The 22630-nt window shown below is 75.1% G+C and carries 13 protein-coding genes; 9 read left to right on the top strand and 4 right to left on the bottom strand.

Annotated features, from left to right (window positions below; all coding sequences use genetic code 11):
* Positions 1-45 precede the first annotated feature (45 nt).
* Complete coding sequence (gene ppc, locus IF01_RS0137055) at positions 46-2844, bottom strand: phosphoenolpyruvate carboxylase (RefSeq protein ID WP_030398032.1); 2799 nt, start codon at positions 2842-2844, stop codon at positions 46-48.
* Between the two features lie 345 nt (positions 2845-3189).
* On the opposite strand from ppc, the gene IF01_RS0137050 reads away from it, so the two are divergent.
* A complete protein-coding gene (locus IF01_RS0137050; RefSeq protein WP_037782606.1) occupies positions 3190-4461 on the top strand; it encodes a histidine kinase in 1272 nt (423 codons plus the stop codon).
* A 34-nt stretch (positions 4462-4495) separates the two neighbouring features.
* On the opposite strand, the gene IF01_RS0137045 is transcribed toward IF01_RS0137050, so the two are convergent.
* Together IF01_RS0137045 and IF01_RS0137040 are read right to left on the bottom strand one after the other, a co-directional pair.
* Positions 4496-5041 carry an SUKH-3 domain-containing protein gene (locus IF01_RS0137045; RefSeq protein ID WP_051756933.1) on the bottom strand — a complete coding sequence of 182 codons (546 nt, stop codon included), beginning with the start codon at positions 5039-5041 and terminating at the stop codon, positions 4496-4498.
* Positions 5042-5121: 80 nt separating this feature from the next.
* Positions 5122-5586: a YwqJ-related putative deaminase gene (locus tag IF01_RS0137040; RefSeq protein ID WP_051741262.1), complete on the bottom strand. Its 465-nt coding sequence runs from the start codon at positions 5584-5586 to the stop codon at positions 5122-5124.
* Positions 5587-6015: 429 nt separating this feature from the next.
* Between IF01_RS0137040 and IF01_RS0137035 the strand changes: the two genes are divergently transcribed.
* The 7 genes from IF01_RS0137035 (at position 6016) to IF01_RS0137005 (ending at position 16719) form a co-directional block, all read left to right on the top strand.
* The gene (locus IF01_RS0137035; RefSeq protein WP_078880644.1) at positions 6016-7296 is read left to right on the top strand and encodes a Gfo/Idh/MocA family protein; all 1281 of its coding nucleotides are present in this window, start codon (positions 6016-6018) and stop codon (positions 7294-7296) included.
* Positions 7293-8273, top strand: coding sequence for an NAD-dependent epimerase/dehydratase family protein (locus tag IF01_RS0137030; protein WP_030398027.1), 981 nt, complete (start codon positions 7293-7295; stop codon positions 8271-8273). The genes IF01_RS0137035 and IF01_RS0137030 overlap by 4 nt, the downstream gene beginning before the upstream one ends.
* A gap of 159 nt (positions 8274-8432) precedes the next feature.
* Complete coding sequence (locus IF01_RS0137025) at positions 8433-9545, top strand: DegT/DnrJ/EryC1/StrS family aminotransferase (RefSeq protein WP_030398026.1); 1113 nt, start codon at positions 8433-8435, stop codon at positions 9543-9545.
* A 147-nt stretch (positions 9546-9692) separates the two neighbouring features.
* On the top strand, positions 9693-10808 hold the full coding sequence (locus IF01_RS0137020) for a DegT/DnrJ/EryC1/StrS family aminotransferase (RefSeq protein WP_030398025.1): 1116 nt from the start codon (positions 9693-9695) through the stop codon (positions 10806-10808).
* Between the two features lie 260 nt (positions 10809-11068).
* On the top strand, positions 11069-12070 hold the full coding sequence (locus tag IF01_RS0137015) for an HNH endonuclease (RefSeq protein WP_030398024.1): 1002 nt from the start codon (positions 11069-11071) through the stop codon (positions 12068-12070).
* Between the two features lie 102 nt (positions 12071-12172).
* Positions 12173-14989: an SUKH-4 family immunity protein gene (locus IF01_RS0137010; protein WP_030398023.1), complete on the top strand. Its 2817-nt coding sequence runs from the start codon at positions 12173-12175 to the stop codon at positions 14987-14989.
* A 287-nt stretch (positions 14990-15276) separates the two neighbouring features.
* Complete coding sequence (locus IF01_RS0137005; RefSeq protein WP_030398022.1) at positions 15277-16719, top strand: coiled-coil domain-containing protein; 1443 nt, start codon at positions 15277-15279, stop codon at positions 16717-16719.
* A 132-nt stretch (positions 16720-16851) separates the two neighbouring features.
* Here the strand turns inward: IF01_RS0137005 and IF01_RS0137000 are convergent, their stop codons facing one another.
* Positions 16852-18168 carry a nucleotide sugar dehydrogenase gene (locus IF01_RS0137000; protein ID WP_030398021.1) on the bottom strand — a complete coding sequence of 439 codons (1317 nt, stop codon included), beginning with the start codon at positions 18166-18168 and terminating at the stop codon, positions 16852-16854.
* Between the two features lie 706 nt (positions 18169-18874).
* On the opposite strand from IF01_RS0137000, the gene mfd reads away from it, so the two are divergent.
* Entirely contained in the window at positions 18875-22504 is a 3630-nt protein-coding gene (gene mfd / locus IF01_RS0136995; protein WP_030398020.1) for a transcription-repair coupling factor, read from the top strand.
* Positions 22505-22630: the final 126 nt, after the last annotated feature.

Here is a 22630-nt window from a genome sequence, read left to right as displayed (position 1 = left end):
CGCCGCGGGGCCCTTCGGTGTTCCGGCGGGTCGCCCCGCGGCCGGTCAGCCGGTGTTGCGCAGACCGGCGGCGATGCCGTTGACGGTCAGCAGCAGCGCGCGGGCGCGCAGCGGGTCCTCCTGGCGGCCGGTGGCGGCCTCCTCGCGCTGCCGGCGCAGCAGCGCGACCTGCAGGTAGGAGATCGGGTCGAGGTAGGCGTCGCGGACCGCGAAGGTCTGCTTGAGCACCGGGTTGTGCTCCAGCAGCTCGTTCTCCCCGGTCAGTCGCAGCACCTCGCGCAGGGTGAGGTCGTGCTCGGCCTGGATCTGCTCGAAGACGTGCTGCAGCTCGGCGGGCACCAGCTGCTCGACGTAGTGGCGGGCGATCCGCAGGTCCGTCTTGGCCAGCGTCATGGCGACGTTGGAGAGGAAGTTGCGGAAGAAGTGCCACTGGCCGTACATCTCGTCCAGCACGTCGCCCAGGCCCGCCTCGCGGGCGGCGGCCAGGCCGGCGCCGACGCCGTACCAGCCGGGGACGATCTGGCGGGACTGGGTCCAGCCGAACACCCACGGGATGGCCCGCAGGCCGTCCAGGCCGGCGCCCGAGTCGGGGCGGCGGGACGGGCGGGAGCCCAGGTGCAGCGAGGCGAGCTGGTCGACCGGGGTGGCGGCGAAGAAGTACTTCGGCAGGTCCTCCTGCTCGACCAGGGCCCGGTAGGAGGTGTGCGCGGCCTCGGAGACCCGGTCCATGGCGGCGTCCCAGCGGGCCAGCTCCTCGGGGGCCTGGCGCGGGGAGGTGTGCAGCGCGGAGGCGGCCAGCGTGGCGGAGATGGTGAGTTCGAGGTTCTCCCGGGCCAGCGAGGGCAGCAGGTACTTGTCGGAGATCACCTCGCCCTGCTCGGTCACCTTGATCTCGCCCTCCAGGGTGCCCCAGGGCTGGGCCAGGATGGCCTCGTGCGAGGGGCCGCCGCCGCGGCCGACGGTGCCGCCCCGGCCGTGGAAGAGCCGCAGCCGGATGCCGTACCGGTGGGCGACGTCGCGCAGCCGGCGCTGGGCGCGGTGGATCTCCCACTGGGAGGTGGTGATGCCGCCGAACTTGGAGGAGTCGGAGTAGCCGAGCATGACCTCCTGGACGTCGCCGCGCAGCGAGACGAGCAGCCGGTAGGAGGGGTCGGACAGCATCTCGTCGAGGATCCGGTCGGCCTGCTGGAGCTCGTCGGTGGTCTCCAGCAGCGGCACGATGCCGATCTTGGCGATCCCGGCGTGCAGGTCGATCAGGCCGGCCTCGCGGGCCAGTACGGTGGCGGCGAAGACGTCGTCGGCGCCCTGGCACATCGAGATGATGTAGGACTCGACGATCTCGTCGCCGAACCGCTCGAAGCCCTCGCGGACGGTGGTGAAGACGCCGAGGGTCTTGGCGCCGGCGGGGTCCAGCGGGGCCGGGCTGGGGGCGAGCGGGCGGCGCGAGCGCAGCTCCTTGGCGAGCAGCCGCTGGCGGTACTCGCGCGGCATGTCGGCGTAGCGCCAGGCCTCCTCGCCGAGCCGGTCGAAGAGCTGGCCGAGCGCGTGGTGGTGGGCCTCGGCGTGCTCGCGGACGTCCATGGTGGCGAGCTGCAGGCCGAACGCCTCGACGGTGCGGATGGCGCGGGCGAGCCGGCCGTCGGCGATCAGCCCGCCGCGGTGGGCGCGCAGCGAGTCCTGGATCAGCCGCAGGTCGGCGACGAGCTCGCGGGTGCCGAGGTAGTCGCGGCCCGCGACGTGCGGGGTGCCGCCGGCCAGCCGCTCGCGGGTGTTCTCCAGCTTGAGCCGGATGCAGGTGGCCTTGAGCCGGTACGGCTCCTCGGCGTTCATCCGCTTGTAGCGGGGGCTCAGCTCGGGCAGCAGCGCGAGGTCGGCGTTGAGCGAGGCGAGCAGCTCGGGGGAGGCGCCGGCCAGCCGCTCCGAGGTGGAGAGGGTGCTGCGCAGGTCGTCGATGGCGGCGAGGGCGTCCTTGATGCCGTACTCGTGCTGGAGGTTGAGGACGTCCCAGGTGACCTGCGGGGTGACGTTGGGGTTGCCGTCGCGGTCGCCGCCGATCCAGGTGCCGAAGGTCAGCGGGCGGACGCCCTCGGGCAGCTCCAGGCCGACCCGGGCGAGCTCCTCCTGGAGCTCCTCCAGCACCTGCGGGACGGCGTCGCGGTAGAGCTCGTCCAGGTAGTAGACGGCGTTGCGGGCCTCGTCGGTGGGCTCGGGGCGGGCGATGCGCAGCTCGTCGGTCTGCCACAGCAGGTCGATCACCTCGGCGAGGCGGCGGTCGGCCTGGCGGCGGGCGGAGGAGGTGCGGGCCGGGTCGGCGTGGGAGAGGCCGGCGGCGAGCTCCTCGCGGTGGATCCGGTCGAGCAGCTCGCCGATCCGGCGGAGCTTGTTGAGGACGCTGCGGCGGGCCGCCTCGGTCGGGTGCGCGGTGAAGACCGGGCGGACGGCGAGGTGGGCCAGGGTGTCCCGGAGGTGCTTGGGGTCGGCCTCGGCCAGCTGGTCGGCGGTCTGCGCGAGCAGGGAGCCCTCGCGGGCGCGGCGGGTGGCGAACTCGCGGCCGCGGTGCACCTGCTCGGTGACGTTGGCGAGGTGGAAGTAGGTGGAGAAGGCCCGGACCAGCTTGGCGGCGGTCTCCAGGTCGATGTCGGAGAGCAGTTCGGCAGTGGCCTCGCCGTTGGTGCGGCTGAGCAGTCGGACCTGTTCGACCAGGCCGAGCAGCTGGGGGCCTTCCTGGCGGACCAGGGTTTCGCCGAGCAGGTCGCCGAGGCGACGGATGTCCGCGCGCAGCGCGGCGTTGTCGGCGTCGACGGGGGTCGGGCTGTCCGCCGGGCTGGGGACCGGAGCGGTCACGGCTGGCTCCCTCGGGGTGGTGGGGTGTTCGGCAACGGCTCATCGTCACAGGGCCGTCCCGCGTGTGGCGGGTGTGACGCGTGCGGACCGCGCTGTCCGACGCGACCAGCATAGGTGTCGGGAGGTGCGCTGTCCGCGAAGTGGCCGGATGGCGGACAGCCATGCCCCGGGACCGTATGTGGTCTGGACCACTTGCGGTCGGGGCGGGGGCCACCGGGAGGCGGCGGGGGAGCGGTCCGGGAGGCGTCCGGGAGTGGCAGGGGGAGGCCCCGGGAGGCCGCCGCGGGGCGTGTCCGGCCGCGACCCGGTGGGGCCGCGGCAGGGGCGCGCCGTAGTCTGTGGGGCATGAGCAAGTCGCCTGGGGAGCGCGCGCGGGGCCGGTCGTCGTTCTTGTGGTGGCCGAGGCGGCGCAGCGCCCTCCTGGACGCCGGACTCGCCGCCGTGGCGGCGCTGGAGTGCACGGCCAGCTCGGTCACCTACATCGGCGGCCGGATCCACCTCAACCTGGCGGCCGAGCTCGGGATCGCGTTGTTCGGCGCGCTGGTCGGCGCCAGCCTGGTGGTCCGCCGGCGCTGGCCCGCCGTGCCGGTGGTGGTGGCGCTGATCGTGATGCCCGGGGTGCCCGGCATGGTGCTGCTGCTGGTGGCGCTGTACACGCTGGCCGCGACCTGGGAGTGGCCCTCGCGCCGGCGGCGGGTGGTGGCGCTCTCCGCGCTCGCCTACGCCGAGACCGCCGGGGTGATCCTGCTCTCGATGGTCGACCCCGGCGATCCGACGATCGAGCAGCCGCCGTTCTGGGGCCAGCTGGTGCTGGCGCTGCTGGTGGCCGCCGGCGCGACCGTGGCCCCGGTGGTGACCGGCCTCTACGTCGGGGCGCGGCGGCGGCTGATCGAGTCGCTGAAGGACCGCGCGCACGGCCTGGAGACCGAGCTGGACCTGCTGGCCGAGCAGGCCAGGGAGCGCGCCCGCCGGGCCCGGCTGGAGGAGCGCACCCGGATCGCCCGGGAGATGCACGACGTGGTCGCGCACCGGGTCTCGCTGATGGTGGTGCACGCCGGGGCGCTGGAGCGGATCGTGGCCAAGGACCCGGAGCGGGCGGCGCAGAGCGCCAAGCTGATGGGCGAGGTCGGCCGGCAGGCGCTGAACGAGCTGCGGGAGATCCTCGGCGTGCTGCGGATGTCCGAGGAGAGCGCGGTCGAACCGGACTCGCTGGCCGCGCTGCCGCGGCTGGTGGACCAGTCCCGGGCGGCCGGCATGGCGGTCACCCTGACGGTCAGCGGCAGCCGGCAGGAGTTCACCGGCGAGGCCGAGCAGACCGCCTACCGGGTGGTGCAGGAGGGGCTGACCAACGCGCACAAGCACGCGGACGGGGCCCAGGTGTCGGTGCTGCTCGCGTACGCGCCGAACGGCGTCCGGGTCAGCGTGGTGAACGCCTGTCCGGGCGGCGAGCGGACCGCGGCGGCGCTGCCCAGCGGCGGCAACGGGCTGGTCGGGATGCGCGAGCGGGTGGTCGCGCTCGGGGGCACCTTCTCGGCGGGGCCGGAGCGGGACGGCGGCTTCCGGGTGGAGGCGGTCCTGCCGTCCCGGCTGGCGGTCCGCCAGGACCGCCTGGTCTAGCGCGCCGTCCGGGCCGACCCTCGATCGGTCCGGATCAGCCCGCGTCCTCGGCGGTGCGCAGCCGTTCCGGGGCGGTGCCCAGGACCAGGGCGGAGATCGCCCGGTCGACGCTCTCGCCGAGGTACCACTCGCCGGTGTGGTCCAGGCTGAAGACCCGGCCCTCCTCGTCGATCGCCAGCAGCGCCTGCCCGTACGCCTCCTCGCCCAGCGGTGCGACCCGGGTGTCCAGGGCGCGGCCCAGGTCGGCCAGGGTGCGGGGCTGGTGCAGGCCGCACAGCGGGTCGACCAGGAACGGGGTGCGGGCGAGCTGCCGGCCGGGGCCGACCAGGTCGAAGGCGAGGCCGCCGAACTCGGCCCAGGCCTCCACCGCGGCCGGGAACACCGCGTGCGGGACGCCGGTCGGGCCGCCGTGCCCGGCCAGGGTGTCGGCCCACTCCTCGGCCTGCTGGATCTGCCAGCGCCCGGGGTGCCAGCCGGCCGCCTTCAGCTCGGCGGCGACGTCGGCCGGGAAGCGCGGGCGGGTCCGCGGCGCGGGTGCGGCGAGGGTGGCCGGGGGCGGGGGCGGGCTGGGCGGGTTCAGGACGGGCTCCGGTGGTGCGGGGACGGGGGACGGTCGGCGCGCCGGTCGGCCGGCGCGGGCCGGGCGCGGCGGCCGGCGGGTCAGCCGGCGGCGGCCGGGCCGACCGCGACGCTCTGGACGGTGAAGTGCTCCAGCAGCGGTGCGCAGGAGCGGCACGGCGGAGCGTGGGTGCCGTGGGCCGGATCGTGCTCCTCGCGGATCCGGACCGTGGTCAGCCGGGAGCCCTTGAGCGCCTTGCGGGCCTCGTGCAGGCTCATCGGCTTGCGGGCGGCGCGCTTGGAGCGCCGGCCGTCCACCGCGGCCAGGTACTGGGAGAGCAGGACCGCCTCGGGGCAGCGCCCGGTGAAGCGCTCGCGCTGCTCCAGCGGCAGCGCGGCGAGGAACTCGCCGACCAGCGGGTGCAGGGCGGGGCCGCGGTCGGACTTGGCGCCGGCCAGGGTGTGCACCTCGCCGCCCTTCAGCGACAGCGCGGCGGCGACGGCGGGCAGCAGGCTGTCGCGGTGGTGGCGCAGTAGTGGCGGTCCGGCCGGTTGCCCCGTGCTCATGGCGTCGTTCTCCTCCTCGTCTTCCCGCCGGCGTTCCCGTACGTTCTCCCGCTCGCCCTCCGCGTGGTGCAGGGGCCGACAGGGGTCAGCCTGTCAAACGACACTGACAACGTCACAACCGGGGTGCGGGGCACGGCCGGTCGGACCCGGTCCGGAGGCCCTGGCGGTGGACGGTCACGCAACGTTGGCCGGATCCGCACGGCATCGTCACGACTCGTCCCCGGGTTTCCCGAATCCGCCCCCGGGCGACTGTGGCGGCCGGTAGCGTTCCAGCAGGCGGGCCGAGGGGACGGGCGGTCCGGTCGGGGTCGCCGGTGGAAGTGGCAACTCCTTTGCCTGCCATGGTCGTTGTGGTCGGAGGGGCTGGGGGGCCCGGGCCGTGCGCCCGTGAGCCGGTGCCCTGCTCCACACAGCAAGGGGGGTCTTGCGATGACTGACACGGAAACCGCCAACGAGGCGCCCGGCGAACACGTACCCACACCCGGCGCGCCGCCGCAGCCCGCGCCGGAGCGCCGGATCGGGATCGCGGTGGTCGGGGCCGGCTACTGGGGCCCGAACCTGGTCCGCAACGCGCAGCAGACGCCGGCGCTGCGCCTGCACTGGCTCTGCGACCTCGACCCGGCGAAGTCCCGCCGGGTGCTCGGCGAGTACAGCACCGTCCGCTCCACCACCTCCTTCGAGGAGGTGCTGGCCGACGAGCGGGTCGCCGCGGTCGCGGTCGCCACCCCGGCCGCCGCGCACTACCGGCTGGTCAGGGCGGCGCTGGAGGCCGGCAAGCACGTCCTGGTGGAGAAGCCGATCACCACCTCCGCCGCGGAGGCCGCCGAACTGGTGGCGCTCGCCGAGGAGCGCGGGCTGGTGCTGATGTGCGACCACACCTTCTGCTACACCCCGGTGGTGCGCCGGATCCGCGAGCTCGTGCACGGCGGGGAGATCGGCGACGTCCAGTTCTTCGACTCGGTGCGGATCAACCTCGGACTGGTCCAGCCGGACGTCGACGTGCTCTGGGACCTCGCCCCGCACGACCTGTCGATCCTGGACTTCGTCCTGCCGCCGGGCGTGGAGGCGGTCGGCGTCTCCGCCCAGGGCGCCGACCCGATCGGCGCCGGCCGGGCCTGCGTCGCCTACCTGACCGTCCGGCTGAGCAACGGCGCGCTGGCGCACTGCCACGTCAACTGGCTCTCGCCGACCAAGGTCCGCACCACCATGATCGGCGGCTCGCGGCGCACCCTGGTCTGGGACGACCTCAACCCGCAGGCCCGGCTGGCGGTCCACGACCGGGGCGTGGACCTCACCCCGCCGGACGAACTGACCGACGCGATCCGCCACCAGGCCCTGATCTCCTACCGGGTCGGCTCGATGGTCGCCCCCGCCCTGGTCGAGCAGGAGGCGCTGCGCAATGTGATGGCCGAGTTCGCCGCCGCCATCACCGAGGGCCGGGCCCCGCTCACCGACGGCCGGTCCGGCCTGCGGGTGCTCCAGCTGCTGGAGGCGGCCTCGCTCAGCCTCGAACTCGGCGGCGCCACCGTACCGGTGGGCGTCGGCCTCGACTCCGAGCCGGCCGAGCCGCACACGCCGCACGAGTCGGCCGAGCCGCGCGAGCGGTCCGCCGGGCACGACCGGCCCGCCGGCCACGAACCGTCCGCCGGGCGCGACCTGCCCGGCACGTCCGCCATGTCCGAAGCTCAGGAAAGGGCCGCCGCGCGGTGAACGCTGTACAGATCGAGGGCTCCCGCTGCCTGGTGACCGGCGGGGCCGGCACCATCGGCTCCACCGTGGTGGACCAGCTGATCGAGGGCGGCGCCCGCGAGGTGGTCGTGCTCGACAACTTCGTCCGGGGCCGGCAGGCCAACCTCGCGTACGCCCGCGAGATCGCCGCCCCCGGGCAGCTGCGGGTGGTGGACGGCGACATCCGCGACCGCGCCCTGCTGCGCGAACTCCTCGACCCGGGCACCGACCTGCTCTTCCACCTGGCCGCGATCCGGATCACCCAGTGCGCCACCGAGCCCCGGCTCGCCCTGGAGATCATGGTGGACGGCACCTTCGACGTGGTCGAGGCCGCCGCCGAGGTCGGCGTCGGCAAGGTGATCGCCTCCTCCACCGCCTCCGTCTACGGCCTCGCCGAGGTCTTCCCGACGCCCGAGAACCACCACCCGTACAACAACGACACCCTGTACGGGGCGGCCAAGGTCTTCAACGAGGGCCTGCTGCGCTCCTTCCACGCCATGTCCGGCCTGGACTACGTCGCGCTGCGCTACTTCAACGTGTACGGGCCCCGGATGGACGTGCACGGCCGGTACACCGAGGTGTTCATCCGCTGGATGGAGCGGATAGCCGCCGGACAGCCGCCGCTGATCTTCGGCGACGGGACCCAGGCGATGGACTTCGTCTACACCGAGGACATCGCCCGGGCCAACCTGCTGGCCGCCGCCGCCCCCGTCACCGACCGGGTCTACAACATCGCCAGCGCCAGTGAGGTCTCGCTGCGCGGCCTGGCCGACGCCCTGCTCACCGCGATGGACCGGAGCGACCTGGACGTCGAGCACGGCCCGGCCCGGGGGACCGCCGGCGGCGTGGTGCGGCGGCTCGCGGACATCGGCGCCGCCGAGCGCGACCTCGGCTGGAAGCCCGAACTGGGCCTCGACGACGGTCTGCGCCGGCTGGTCGCCTGGTGGCGCGAGCAGTAGCCGTTCCGGGCCGCCGCGGTCCCGCGGTCCTCCGGTCCCGCTCGGGGCCGCCCCTGCTCGCGTCCGCGTCCGGCCGGGTGTCCGCGCCCGGCCGGGCGCCCCGTCGACCGATCACGTCCGCGCCACGTTCGGAGCACGCCTGTGTCCAGCATCCCCGTCATGATCCCCTGGCTCGGCGAGGAGGAGGCCGAGGCCGCCGCCGAGGCGGTCCGCTCCGGCTGGGTGGCCCAGGGCCCCCGGGTCGCCGCCTTCGAGCGGGCCTTCGCCGAGCACCTCGGCGTCGAGCACGCCGTCGCGGTCTCCTCCTGCACCACCGCGCTGCACCTGGCGCTGATCGGCGCGGGCGTCGGCCCGGGGGACGAGGTGGTCGTCCCCTCGCTCTCCTTCGTCGCCACCGCCAACGCCGTCACCTACGCGGGCGCGGTACCGGTGTTCGCGGACGTCGACCCGGCCACCGGCAACCTCACCCCCGCCACCGTCGAACCGCTGCTCACCGGGCGGACCAGGGCGGTGATCGCGGTCGACCAGGGCGGGGTGCCGGTCGACCTGGACGGCATCCGGGCCGCCGTCGGGCCGCACGGAGTCACCGTCGTCGAGGACGCCGCCTGCGGGGCCGGCTCCGTGTACCGGGACCGGCCCGTCGGCGCGGGCGCCGAACTCGCCGCGTACTCCTTCCACCCGCGCAAGCTGCTCACCACCGGCGAGGGCGGCATGGTCACCTGCCGGGACGGCGAACTCGCGGCCCGGCTGCGGCGGCTGCGCGAGCACGGGATGAGTGTCTCGGCGGCCGACCGGCACGCGGGGGCCGGCGGCGCGAGCGTGCTGGAGACCTACGACGAGATCGGCTTCAACTACCGGATGACCGACATCCAGGCCGCCATCGGCCTGGTGCAGCTGCGCAAGCTGCCCGCCATGGTCGCCCGCCGCCGCGAACTCGCCGCCCGCTACCGGGAACTGCTCGTCGGCACCGGTGTCCGGCTGGTCGACGACCCGCCGCACGGCACCACCAACTACCAGTCCTGCTGGGTGCTGCCGTCGGACGGCGCCCCCGAGCGGGCCGAGCTGCTGGTCCGGCTCGCCGAGGCCGGCGTCTCCGCCCGGCGCGGCATCATGGCCGCCCATCTGGAGGCCCCGTACAAGGGGACGGCCCGGGTCCCGCTGCCCGCCACCGAGCTGCTCACCCGGCGTTCGCTGATCCTGCCGCTGCACCACGCGCTGACCGAGGAGCAGCAGGACCGGGTGGTGGCCGCCCTGCGGTCGGCGCTCGGCTGAGGCCGCTGCACCTCTGTTCCGCTGTTCCTCTGCTCCGTCCGCTCCGCTGCTCGTCCGTACCTCCGCCCGTCCGCACCGCTGCTCGTCCGTTCCGCTGCTCGCAGGTTTCGTACCGACAGGTTCCGACCGGCCCAGGGAGACCACAGGATGACCACCGACCAGCCCGTTCCGCTCGTCGACCTCGCCGCCGCGCACGCCGAGATCGAGGCGGAGGTCAGGGCCGGCTTCGACCGGGTGCTCGCGAGCGGGGGCTACATCAAGGGGCCGGAGGTGGCCGGCTTCGAGGAGGAGTACGCGGCCTTCTCCGACGCCCGGCACTGCGTCGGCGCGGCCAACGGCACCGACGCCCTCGAACTGGCCCTGCGCGCCCTGGACCTGCCGCCCGGCGGCGGCGTGGTGCTGCCCGCCAACACCTTCGTCGCCACCGCGGAGGCCGTCCAGCGGGCCGGTCTGCGCCCGGTCCTGGTCGACGCCGACCCCGACCACCTGCTGATCGACCCGGCCCGGGTCGCCGAGGTGCTGGCGGACGCGGTCGCGCTGCTGCCGGTCCACCTCAACGGCCAGCTCGCCCCGATGGCCGCGCTGCTCGACCTGGCCGGCGACCGCCCGGTGGTGGAGGACGCCGCGCAGTCCCAGGGGGCCCGGCAGGACGGCCGCGCCCGCCACGGCCGGATCTCCGCCACCAGCTTCTACCCCGGCAAGAACCTCGGCGCCTACGGCGACGCGGGGGCCGTGGTGACCGACGACGACGACCTGGCCGCCGCCGTCCGGCTGATCGGGGACCACGGCTCGGCCCGCAAGTACGTCCACGAGCGGTTCGGCTTCAACTCCCGGATGGACGCGCTCCAGGCCGTCGTGCTGCGCGCCAAGCTGCGCCGGCTGCCCGCCTGGAACGAGGCCCGCCGGGCCGCCGCCGCCCGCTACGACGTACTGCTGGCGGGTCTGGACGGCGTGACCCCGCCGCGCACCGCGCCCGGCAACGAGCACGTCTGGCACCTCTACGCGGTCCGGGTCGGCGCGGGCGGCGAGCGCCGGGACGCCCTGCTCGCGGCGCTGAACGAGGCCGGGATCGGGGCGGGCGTGCACTACCCGGTGCCGGTCCACCTGCAGCCGGCCTTCCGGCACCTCGGCCACGGCGAGGGGGCGTTCCCGGTCGCCGAGCGGGCGGCGGCGGAGCTGCTGACCCTGCCGCTGTTCCCGCAGATCACCGCCCAGCAGCAGGAGCGGGTGGTGGAGGCGCTGGCCAAGGCACTGGCGGCCTGAGCCCGCGTCCTGTCCCTCCCACGCCGGTCCCACGTCCGTCCCGTACCCGTACCCGTACCCGTACCCGTACCCCGTTCCCCCCGCCCGCCTCCCCGCCCCGCCGGTGGCCGCCCCGTGCCCTGCCGGTGGCCGTCCCGTGTCCGGTCGGTGCCGGTCCGGGTCCGGTCCCACCGGGCGGGGGGCCGGGCCGCAGGGGTACCCCCTACGCTGGTTCCCAACAAGCGCACCGAGAATTTGCAGCAGCCAGTGGGGGCTCCCAGATGACGACAGGTCGGCCCGGCGTCGCCGCCGCACCGAACGCGGCGTACGCAGGTCAGGTGGTGCAGTTCCCGGATCCGGTCCGCGCCGAGCGGCACCCCGCCGGGGTCAGGGTGGACGAGCACGGCCACCCGGACTTCGGCCCCTACGCCGCCGCGGCGGCCGAGGTCGCCGACCCGCCGGCCGGTTTCGGCGTCGACGAGCTGCGGCTGACCGACTACGTCTCGGCGAACGCCGCGCTGTTCACCCAGGGCCACCCGCTCTGGGCCGACCTGGACACCGCCGTCGCCACCCCGCCCGGCTGGACCTGGCACCACGTGGTCGGCCGGGCCGCGCCCGGCTGGCGGCGGATGGAGCTGGTCCCGGTCGAGGTCAAGGCGCTGCTGCGGCACCACGGCGGACTGGCCACCTCCTCCGCCGACCACAGCCGGCGCGGCACCCGTCCGCTGCAGGAGAAGCGGGCGGTGCACTTCCCGCTCGCCCTGGACGGCAGCGACCCGATCGGCGTCCCCGAGGACCTCGTGCAGCGGGCCGAGCAGCGGTTGGGCTACCGGCTGCCCGGCGCCTACCGGACCTTCCTCAAGCTCGGCGGTGGCCGCGTCCCCGCAGGGGTGGCGCTCGACCCGGACCTCGGGCTGCTGGTCGACCAGCCGTTCCTGACGCTCACCGAGGAGTACGGCACCGAGGACGTCGTCTACGCCAACAAGTGCCTGCGGGACCACTTCACCAAGGACTACCTGGGCATCGCGTACGCCCAGGGCGGCATCCTGGCGCTGAAGGTGCGCGGCGACCGGGTCGGTTCGGTCTGGCTCTGCCTCTACGACGACGCCCGCGACACCGGCGCCGCGGAGTCCCCCGAGGACCGGGTCGAGCGGCTGCTGCTGCCCTGCGGCGACGACTTCGACGCCTTCCTGCTGCGGCTGGCCGGGAGCCCGCCGGAGCTGGAGACGGTCGCCGAGCTGATGGTGAACGGCGGGTTCGCCCGGGCCGTTCCGGTGGGCTGACGTGGCGTTCGCGGTGGAGCGCAGGACGGGCCGGCGGACGGACCGGCCGGTCGTCGACGGTGTGGAACGAGCGGGGACGATGGGGACAGGGGTGAACCGGGCGTGGTGACGTACGCGCAGGCGCAGGAGCTCGCCGAGGAGTGGATCAACGGCGGGGTGTCCCGGGAGCGGCAGCGCGAGGTGCGGGTCCGGGAGTTCGACCTCGGCTTCGTCTGCTGGGCGGTGCAGTCCGCCGAGGGCGGGACCGAGGCCGAGGGCGAGGCCCGGCTGGTGATCGCCCGCGACTCCGGCGCGAGCACCCTCTGGCCCGCGCTGCCCGTCAACGAGGTGGTCCGGCAGTACGAGGAGACGTACGGACGGCCGGTCGCGGCCAACCCGGCCGGAGCGGCCCGGCCCGCGCCGGGGCCGGTGGAGGCGACGTCCTTCCTGCTGAGCCCGCCGCAGTGGCTGCAGGAGGCCGGGCAGGCGGCGCTCGCCGCCGAGGCGGAGCGGCTGGGCGCACCGGCGGCCGCCGGGACGCCGGCCCCGGGGGTGCCGGTGGCCGCCGAACCCGCCGCTGCGGCGGTTCCGGCCGAGCCGGCCTTCCAGCCACCGGCGCAGCCACTGGTCCAGCCGGTGGCCCCGCCCGCCCCGCCGCTCGATCCGGCGCCCGCCGTGCCGCCGGCCCCGGGGGTCCGGTTCGGGCGCGCCGACACGCCCGGGCCCGCCGTGCTGACCACACCGCCGGTCTCCGAGCGCCCCGCCGGGGACGCGCCGACCATGCTCGCCCCGCCGCCCGGCCACGACGAGCCGGCCGGTCCGCCCGTGCCCGGCCCGGGTGCCGAGGCGGCGACCGTCCTGCTGCCCGACGGCCTGCGCACCAACGGCGCCGGGCTGTCCGGCGAGCCGCGGGCCGGTTCCGAGGCGGCCACCATGCTGCTGCCCGAGGGCGCTCGGCCGGGCCTCGCGGGTCTGCCGGGTGCGCCGGGTGGTCCGGGTACGCCGGTGCCGGGGACTCCGGTGCCGCCGTCGCTTCCGCCGGTGGTGGAGCCCGCGCCGACGCTGCTGGCGCCGCCGGACGGCCTGCCGGGTCTTGCGGGTCTGCCGGGTGCGCCGGGTGGTCCGGGTACGCCGGTGCCGGGTACGCCAGTGCCGGGGACTCCGGTGCCGCCGTCGCTTCCGCCGGTGGTGGAGCCCGCGCCGACGCTGCTGGCGCCGCCGGACGGCCTGCCGGGTCTTGCCGGTCTGCCGGGCGCGCCCGGCGGCCCCGGCACGCCCGCCCCGGGGACGCCCGTCCCGCCGCCCGCCGGGCCGGGGGTCGAGCACGCCGCCACCATGCTGGCCTCGCCCGACGGCCTGCCCGGTCTTGCGGGTCTTCCCGGCGCGCCCGGGGCCCCGGTCCCGCCGCCGGTCGGCCCGCCCGCCGAGGCCGCGCCGCCCGGCGCGCTCGGCCGCGCCCCGGGCTCCGCCCCGCCGCCGCCCCCGCCCGCCGCACTGCGCGGTGGTGCGGCCGGTCCCGGTGCGGGTCAGGCACCCGCCGCGCTCGGCCGCAACCCCGGCTCGGCCCCGCCGCCGCCCCCGCCCGCCGAGCTGCGCGGCGGCTCCGGCCCGGCGGCCTCCGCCGGTGCCGGCGGCCGCGGCGCCTCCAGCGCCCCGCCGCCCCCGCCGCCGGCCGGTCTGCGTCCCGCGGACGCCCCGGCGGCACCGCCCGCCGCCCCCGCCGCGTCCGGCGGGGTGGCGTACGAGCGCACCCAGCTGGCGGGCGCGATCGACCCGGGCACCCCGCCGTCCGGCGGTCCCGCCGTCCCGCCGCCGCCCGGCGCCGGCGCGCCCGTCGCACCCGTGGCCGGTTACGGCTACCCGGCCGGGCCCGCGCCCGCCGCCGCCCCGGCGCCGGTGCCGGTCGCCGCGCCCGTCCCGCCGGCGCCCGTTCCCGGACCGCCGCAGGGCGCCCCGGTGCCGCCCGGTGTGCCAGCGGTCGGCCCGGGCTACTTCGCCGCGCTCAGCTACCGGGGCCCGGACGGGTCGGAGCAGAAGCTGCTGCACCGCAGCGAGCCCGGCACCCCGCACCCGGAGTGGAAGATCCTCCAGGACCTGCGGCGGCTGAACGTGCCGCCGGAGCAGGTGCTGGAGCTCTACACCGAGCTGGAGTCCTGCGACCTGCCCGGCGGCTACTGCCACCGGATGATCGCCGCCTCCTGGCCGAACGTCCGGCTCACCCACACCGCCGACTACGGTCGGGAGCACCACTCCCGGCAGGCCGGCATGGCCCAGCTGCTGGACCACCTGGACGAGCTGCACCAGCTGGCCTCCGGTCCGCAGCGGGTCCGGCCGTTCCGGGTGCCGCTGCCCGCCCCGGGCACCGTCCCGGCGCCGCAGCCGGTCCCGCCGCAGCAGCTCGGCCAGGAGCTCGGCCAGGCCTTCGGGGCGAACGTGTTCCGCTTCGAGCAGCGCGCGGTGGCCCGGCAGGGCGTTCCCGAGCCGGTGGCGCAGACGCTGATGTGGGCGGGTCTGCCGCGCGAGTTCGGACCGTTCTTCTGGGCGCAGGCCCAGGAGGGCCGGCCGATCCCGACGCTGGCCGAGCTGGCCGCCGAGCGGGGCCTTGCGGGCGGCACCGACTTCGGCGGCTACCTGGTGCTGGGCAACGACTACGGTCGGCAGCTGTGTGTGCAGTACGGCACGGCGCACGTGGTCGCGATCGATCTCGAAGGAACCGGGGAGCCGCCCCGGTTCGTCAACACGGGTGTACCGGAGTTCGTCCGCGCGCTGGCCCTGCTGGGCCGGATGTGGCGGCTGCGGTACGGGCTGACCCCGGACCAGGCCGGTCGCTGGACGACCGACTTCCAGGCTCAGCTGGCCGCGATCGACCCGGCTGCGCTCCAGTCCGCGGACACCTGGTGGGCCGTGCTGCTGGAGCAGTTCTGGGACGGCCTGCTCTAGGGATTGTCGGACAAGCCCTGGCGGGTGGCCCCGGATCCACGCAGGTGGCTGGGGGTCGTTCCGGTGTCCGGAACGGCCCCTTCGGCGTACCGGTGCGGCGGTGCCTCATTGGGGTTTCGCCATGATCTGCGCAAAATAGGTCAAGAGGATGGTCGCAATCGTCCATCCTCGACATGTTTCGATCCGTTCGACGTTCGACTCCCGACCGGGTTCGTCGACCCGGTTCCCGAGCGGACCGATCCGTCCGATCATGGGCTCCGCAGCCCGCGACACGAGGGGAAGAGCCCATGAGCGACGCCGTCCCCCAGTACGGCTTCACCGTTGCCCGACGCGGTTACGCGCCCGAGCAGGTCGACCGAGCCCTGACCGCCTACACCGCGCAGCGGGACGAGGCGTGGGAGCGGCTGAGCGTGCTCGGGTCCGGAATCCGGGAGATGGAACGCCGGCTGGCCGAGGTCCGGCAGGCCGCCGCCGATGCCCCGGAACCGGACTACGAGGTGCTCAGCGAGCAGGCCGCCGGGCTGGCCCGGACGGCCGAGAACGAGGCCCGCGCCGTCCGTGACAAGGCCGAGCGCGCGGCCGAGGACCTCCGCGACGAGGTCTACGAGGCCGGCCAGGCGGCCGACCGGGCCGCCAAGGAGTACGCGGCCGTCACCCGGAGCGAGGCCGACGCGGCCGCGCGCCGCACCGAGGAGCGCACCCGGGCCGAGGCCGAGTCGATCCGGGCCGACACCGACCGCGAGGTCCGGGCCGTCCGGGACGCCGCCACCGCGCACGCGGCCCAGGTCCGGGTCGCGGCCGCCGAGGCCTCCGAGCGGGCCGAGGCCAAGCTGGCCGAGCTGCGCCGCAAGGCCGACGAGACCTTCGCCGAGGCGCAGGCCAGGGCCGACAGCGAGGACGCGGCGATCTCCTCCACCGCCGAGCGGCGGGTCAAGGAGGCCGAGCAGTTCCGGGACGGGGTGCTCGGCCGGATCAAGCAGAGCGACGCCGAGGCGCAGGCCAGGGCGGACGAGCTGATCGAGCAGGCCCGGCGCGAGGCCGAGCGGATCAACGCGGCGACCGAGCGCGAGCACCGCGAGTTCTCCGCCAGGCTGGAGACGGTGCAGCAGCACCTCGACCACATCAAGGCGACGCTGGCCTCGCTCACGGGTGCCGCGGTGGGTGCGATCGAGCCGCTGCCGGCCCCGGTGGCCGAGGCCCTGGCGGCCGAGGTCCGGGCCGGGCAGGAGATCGCCGACGGCGCCCCGGCGGACGCCGCGCCCGTCGACAAGGCTCCGGTCGACAAGGCTCCGGTCGACGCCGCGCCCTCGGACGCGCCCCCGGTGGACTCGGAGGCCGACACCGGGGAGATCCCGCTGCCCGTCGCCGTCCCCGCCGCCCTGTCCGTCCCGGTGCCCGCGGCCGCCGACCCGCGGGCCGTGCTCCGCAAGGAGCCCGTCCCGGCCCGGCCGGTCGGCCCGGCGTCCGGCTCCGGCGAGGCGGCCACCGCGATGCTCCGGGTCACCCCCGGGCGGGTCGCCCCGGTCGTCGCCACCGGCCCGGTGCCGCCGAGGCCCGCCACGCCCCCGCCGGTCCCGGCGGCGGACGGTGGCGAGGCGGCGGGCGGCGAGTCGGCCGGTGCCGAGCGCCCGGCCGAGGAGGAGACCAGGATCATCCCGAAGATCGTGATCGTGGACGACGGCGCCGAGTACGGCACCCCGAACACGGTCGCCTACCGCCGCCGGCGCTGACCGCCCGCCGCCGGCCCCGTACGTACCGGGCCCCGAACGCCGCGACGCGTTCGGGGCCCGGCGCGTTCGGGCCCGGCCGGAGGCGGATCGGACTGGACCGGACTGGACCGGCGGCGGACCCGGCGGGACGGCTCAGAGCACCTCGACCGCGGCGCCGCCGGCCAGCCGGCGCCGGCAGTCCAGCACGTAGCGGGCGTGGGCGCTGATCGCCCCGTAGTCGAAGTCGTCGTGGTCGGCCAGCAGCACGACCGCGTCCGCCGCCGCCAGCTCCTCCGGGCTCGCCTCCACCCGGTGGACGGCGGCGAAGGGGTCGCCGTGCGGGTCGTGCTCGGCCGCCCGCTGGCCGGGGATCACCGGCTCGGGCACATGCACCCCGACCACCACGTGCGGATCGGCGGCGCGGACCTCGGCGCCCATCCGGACCAGCAGCTCGGCGACCCGGGCGGCCGGCGTCTCCCGGGCGTCGCCGGTGTTCTTCTTGTACGCCAGCCCCAGCAGCAGCACCCGCGAGCCCTTGACCGAGCGCTGCCGCTCGTTCAGCGCCTCGGCGAGCCGCCGGACCACGTAGTCGGGCATGTGGCTGTTGACGTCGTTGGCCAGCTCGACGAAGCGGAACGACTGGCCGAGCGCCCGCTCCACCCGCCAGGACAGGTAGGACGGGTCGATCGGCAGGCAGTGCCCGCCCACCCCCGGGCCGGGGGTGAAGCGCAGATAGCCGAACGGCTTGGTGGAGGCGGCGTCGATGGCCTCCCAGACGTCGATCCCCAGATCGTGGGCGAACATCGCCAGCTCGTTGACCAGGGCGATGTTCACATGGCGGAAGGTGTTCTCCAGCAGCTTGGTCAGCTCGGCCTCCTTGCAGGAGGAGACCGGTACGGTCCGGTCGATCAGCCCGCCGTAGAAGCCCTCGACCGCGGCCAGGGAGGCCGGGTCGATCCCGGAGACCACCTTCGGGGTGTTCTCCAGCCGCCAGGTCGGGTTGCCCGGGTCGATCCGCTCGGGGCTGTAGCCGAGGTGGAAGTCCCGTCCGACGGTCAGCCCCGACCCCTGCTCCAGCAGCGGCGCGAGCAGCTCCTCGGTGGTGCCGGGGTAGGTGGTGGACTCCAGCACGACGGTCGCCCCCGGCCGCAGGTGCTGGGCGAGCAGGGCGGCCGAGGACTCGATGTACGACAGGTCGGGCACCCCGTCGCGCAGCGGCGTCGGCACGGTGATCACCGCGACGTCGAACTCCGCGACGTCGGACGGCTCGGCGGAGGGCAGATAGCTCCCGTTCTCCAGCAGCGGCCGCAGCCGCTCGGCCGGGATGTCCTCTACGTAGGACTCGCCGACGGCCAGCCGTTTGATCCGGCGCTCGTCCACGTCGTAGCCGACCACCCGGTGCCCGACCTCGGCCGCGCGGACCGCGAGCGGCAGCCCCACATAACCCTGGCCTGCGATGACAACGCGCATGACGAAGAACCCCCTCCATCGCGACGCCCCTGGCCCCTCCGGGCGTCTCCACACGGTCTTCACCACAGGGTAGGGAGCGGGGCCGGACGGCGCGGGCTTTCCCGGGATTGCGCCGAAAGGGGCCGGAAAGGGACGCGGCGCCGCGCGCGGGGCCGGGCGGCACGCGATCGTGACACCGGGTGTGTGGACGGGAGGGTCGGGCGGGGAAAAGAATGAGGCCGAGACCCGTGGCGTCCTCCAGGAAAGGACGCCACGGTTCCCGGCGTGTGGGCGGGCGCCCCCACCCAGGGCCGCCCGGCCTCGCACTCCCGACCCCCATCGGGTGTGCGACCGTGCCCCTCGCAGCCATCCCCCACGGTTGGGTGCGGCGGGCACATTCACCATGGTGCGCGATCTCCATGGACGGGCAGTGACAGGAGTATGTCCAGATCGTGGCAGAACGCGACGATGGGGAAACGGCCCGGCGGAACGGCAGGACCGGCAGCGTGCGGGCGGTGGTTCGTCCGCACCGGATCGCCGGCGCACCGCGTGCGGTTCGTGCGCGGGTCGTGCGCCGCTCCGCCCCCGGCCGTGTGCCGCGTGCGCGTCAGCCTCGCGGCGTAGGCTGGACACCCCCGGCCGCACGGCGTGCCGGGCCGTTCGCGTTGCCCCAGCGGGCCCAGGGCCCCTGGGCAGCACCTTCCTCGGGACGAAGAAGAGACTCCAGATGAGCCTGACCGGACTGCTCGATGTCGTCGCGCGGGACGCGGCCCTCGCCGAGGCGATCGAGGCCGCCACCGCCACCGGTGCGGCGGCCGGGGGCCGCCGCCACCTAGACCTGGTCGGACCGCCCGCCGCCAGGCCGTTCGCGATCGCCGCGCTGGCCCGCGCGCTCGCCGGGCAGGCGGCCGGGGAACGGGGCCGTCCGGTGCTGGCCGTCACCGCCACCGGCCGGGAGGCCGAGGACCTCGCCGCCTCGCTCCGCTCGCTGCTGCCGCCGGACGCCGTCGCCGAGTTCCCGGCCTGGGAGACGCTGCCGCACGAGCGGCTCTCGCCGCGCTCGGACACGGTCGGCCGCCGGCTCGCGGTGCTGCGCCGGATCGTCCACCCGCGGGTCGACGACCCGGCGGCCGGGCCGGTGCAGGTGATCGTCGCGCCGGTCCGCTCGGTGCTCCAGCCGCAGGTGAAGGGGCTGGCCGAACTGGAGCCGGTGGCCGTCCAGCGGGGCGAGTCGCACGATCTGGAGCAGGTCGCCCGTCGGCTCGCCGCGGCCGCCTACTCCCGGGTCGAACTCGTCGAGAAGCGCGGCGAGTTCGCGGTGCGCGGCGGCATCCTGGACGTCTTCCCGCCGACCGAGGAGCACCCGCTGCGGGTGGAGTTCTGGGGCGACGAGGTCGAGGAGATCCGGTACTTCAAGGTGGCCGACCAGCGGTCCCTGGAGATCGCCGAGCACGGTCTGTGGGCGCCGCCCTGTCGCGAGCTGCTGCTGACCGACGAGGTGCGGGTGCGGGCCGCCGAGCTGTCCGCCGAGCACCCCGGCCTGGCCGAGATCCTGGACAGGATCGCCGAGGGCATCGCGGTCGAGGGCATGGAGTCGCTGGCGCCCGTCCTGGTCGACGACATGGAACTGCTGGTCGACGTGCTTCCGCTGGGCTCGGTCGCGGTGGTCTGCGACCCCGAGCGGGTCCGCACCCGTGCCACCGACCTGGTGGCGACCAGCCAGGAGTTCCTGCACGCCTCCTGGGTGGCCGCGGCCTCCGGGGGCGACCGGCCGATCGACCTGGAGACCATCGACGTCTCGGCCGCCTCGCTGCGCTCGCTCGCCGAGGTGCGCGAGCACGCCGCCGAGATCGGCCTGCCGTGGTGGTCGGTCAGCCCGTTCGCGACCAGCGACGCCTCGGTGAGCGGGCTGCTGGAGTTCGACACCAACACCCTGACCCTCGGCATGCACGCGGTCGAGGCGTACCGGGGCGACACCGCCCGGGCGATCGCCGACGCCAAGGAGCGGCTGGCCGCCGACTGGCGGGTGGTCATGGTGACCGAGGGCCACGGACCGGCCTCCCGGCTCGCCGAGGTGCTCGGCAACGAGGGCATCGCGGCCCGGCTGGTCGCCGACCTGTCCGAGGCCCCCACCCGGGACGTCGTGCACGTCTCCTGCGGCTCGATCGAGCACGGCTTCGTCGACGAGACGCTCAAGCTGACCGTGATCACCGAGACCGACCTGTCCGGCCAGCGGTCCTCCACCAAGGACATGCGGCGGATGCCGTCCCGGCGCCGCAACGCGATCGACCCGCTGGCGCTGGTGCCCGGCGACTACGTGGTGCACGAGGCGCACGGCGTCGGCCGGTACGTGGAGATGGTGCAGCGCACCGTGCAGGGCGCCACCCGCGAGTACCTGGTGCTGGAGTACGCGCCGGCCAAGCGGGGCCACCCCGGCGACCGGTTGTTCGTGCCGACCGACCAGCTCGACCAGGTCACCAAGTACGTCGGCGGCGAGGCCCCGACGCTGCACCGGCTCGGCGGCGCGGACTGGGCGAAGACCAAGCAGCGGGCCAAGAAGGCGGTCAAGGAGATCGCCGCCGACCTGATCAAGCTGTACTCGGCCCGGATGGCGGCCCCCGGCCACACCTTCGGCCCGGACACCCCGTGGCAGCGCGAGCTGGAGGACGCCTTCCCCTACGCGGAGACGCCCGACCAGCTGACCACCATCGCCGAGGTCAAGGCGGACATGGAGAAGTCGGTCCCGATGGACCGGCTGATCTGCGGCGACGTCGGCTACGGCAAGACCGAGATCGCGGTCCGGGCGGCCTTCAAGGCGGTGCAGGACGGCAAGCAGGTCGCGGTGCTGGTGCCGACCACGCTGCTGGTGCAGCAGCACTTCTCCACCTTCGCCGAGCGGTACGCCAACTTCCCGGTGACCGTGAAGGCGCTGTCCAGGTTCCAGAGCGACAGCGAGGCCAAGGCCGTGCTGGAGGGGCTGTTCGAGGGCTCGGTGGACGTCGTCATCGGCACCCACCGGCTGTTCTCCTCGGAGACCCGCTTCAAGGACCTCGGCCTGGTCATCGTCGACGAGGAGCAGCGCTTCGGTGTCGAGCACAAGGAGCAGCTGAAGAAGCTGCGGGCCAACGTCGACGTGCTCACCATGTCCGCGACCCCGATCCCGCGCACCCTGGAGATGGCGGTCACCGGGATCCGGGAGATGTCCACCATCACCACCCCGCCGGAGGAGCGGCACCCGGTGCTGACCTTCGTCGGCCCCTACGACGAGAAGCAGATCTCGGCCGCGATCCGGCGTGAACTCCTGCGCGAGGGCCAGGTGTTCTACATCCACAACCGGGTCGAGTCGATCGACAAGGCGGCCGCCCGGCTGAAGGACCTGGTGCCGGAGGCGCGGATCGCCACCGCGCACGGGCAGATGGGCGAGACCCAGCTGGAGAAGGTGGTCGTCGACTTCTGGGAGAAGGAGTTCGACGTCCTGGTGTCGACCACGATCGTCGAGTCCGGCATCGACATCTCCAACGCCAACACCCTGATCGTCGAGCGCGGCGACACCTTCGGCCTCTCCCAGCTGCACCAGCTGCGCGGCCGGGTGGGCCGGGGCCGGGAGCGCGGGTACGCGTACATGCTGTACCCGCCGGAGAAGCCGCTGACCGAGACTGCGCACGAGCGGCTGGCCACCATCGCCCAGCACACCGAGATGGGCGCCGGCATGTACGTCGCGATGAAGGACCTGGAGATCCGCGGCGCGGGCAACCTGCTCGGCGGCGAGCAGTCCGGGCACATCGCGGGCGTCGGCTTCGACCTCTACATGCGGATGGTCGGCGAGGCGGTGGCCGAGTTCCGGGAGTCGCTGTCGGGCGGCGGCGAGCCGGAGGAGGAGCCGCTGGAGGTGAAGATCGAACTGCCGGTCGACGCCCATGTGCCGCACGACTACGCGCCGGGGGAGCGGCTGCGGCTCCAGGCCTACCGCTCGATCGCGGCGGTCAACTCGGAGGAGGACATCACCCAGGTCCGGGACGAGCTGGCCGACCGGTACGGCAAGCTGCCCGAGCCGGTGGAGAACCTGCTCATGGTCGCGGCGCTGCGGCTGTACGCACGGCGGTGCGGCATCGCGGACATCACGCTGCAGGGCGCCAATGTGCGCTTCGGCCCGGTCGAGCTGAGGGAGTCGCAGCAGCTGCGGCTGAACCGGCTCTACCCGCGCAGCCAGGTGAAGGCGGCGACCAACCAGCTGCTGGTGCCGCGGCCGTCCACCGGGCGGATCGGCGGCAAGCCGCTGGTCGGGCGGGAGCTGCTGGCCTGGTCCAGGGAGTTCCTGTCGTCGATGTTCGACGACCTGGCGGGGGCGAAGAAGTAGCGGATCCGGTCGAGGTCGAGGGCCCCTGACGGGTCCTCGCCGGGTACGGCGGTCTCGGGCGGTGCTGCCCGAGGCCGCCGTTCGTGTTGCTGCGGGCGTTCGCGTTCTTGGTTCTGTGTTCGGTGG

Source organism: Kitasatospora purpeofusca (assembly GCF_000718025.1).
In the GTDB taxonomy this organism is placed as follows: domain Bacteria; phylum Actinomycetota; class Actinomycetes; order Streptomycetales; family Streptomycetaceae; genus Kitasatospora; species Kitasatospora purpeofusca.
Note: the sequence above shows the minus strand (reverse complement) of the source record. Positions and strands in the feature narration are given on the sequence as shown.

What these genes read in the sequence shown, in the direction of transcription:
- IF01_RS0137050 (WP_037782606.1), top strand. Translation starts at nt 3,190, where the DNA reads ATGAGCAAGTCGCCTGGGGAGCGCGCGCGGGGCCGGTCGTCGTTCTTG.
- IF01_RS0137035 (WP_078880644.1), top strand. Translation starts at nt 6,016, where the DNA reads ATGACTGACACGGAAACCGCCAACGAGGCGCCCGGCGAACACGTACCC.
- IF01_RS0137025 (WP_030398026.1), top strand. Translation starts at nt 8,433, where the DNA reads ATGATCCCCTGGCTCGGCGAGGAGGAGGCCGAGGCCGCCGCCGAGGCG.
- IF01_RS0137020 (WP_030398025.1), top strand. Translation starts at nt 9,693, where the DNA reads ATGACCACCGACCAGCCCGTTCCGCTCGTCGACCTCGCCGCCGCGCAC.
- mfd (WP_030398020.1), top strand. Translation starts at nt 18,875, where the DNA reads ATGAGCCTGACCGGACTGCTCGATGTCGTCGCGCGGGACGCGGCCCTC.
- IF01_RS0137005 (WP_030398022.1), top strand. Translation starts at nt 15,277, where the DNA reads ATGAGCGACGCCGTCCCCCAGTACGGCTTCACCGTTGCCCGACGCGGT.
- IF01_RS0137000 (WP_030398021.1), bottom strand. Translation starts at nt 18,168, where the DNA reads ATGCGCGTTGTCATCGCAGGCCAGGGTTATGTGGGGCTGCCGCTCGCG.
- IF01_RS0137015 (WP_030398024.1), top strand. Translation starts at nt 11,069, where the DNA reads ATGACGACAGGTCGGCCCGGCGTCGCCGCCGCACCGAACGCGGCGTAC.
- IF01_RS0137040 (WP_051741262.1), bottom strand. Translation starts at nt 5,586, where the DNA reads ATGAGCACGGGGCAACCGGCCGGACCGCCACTACTGCGCCACCACCGC.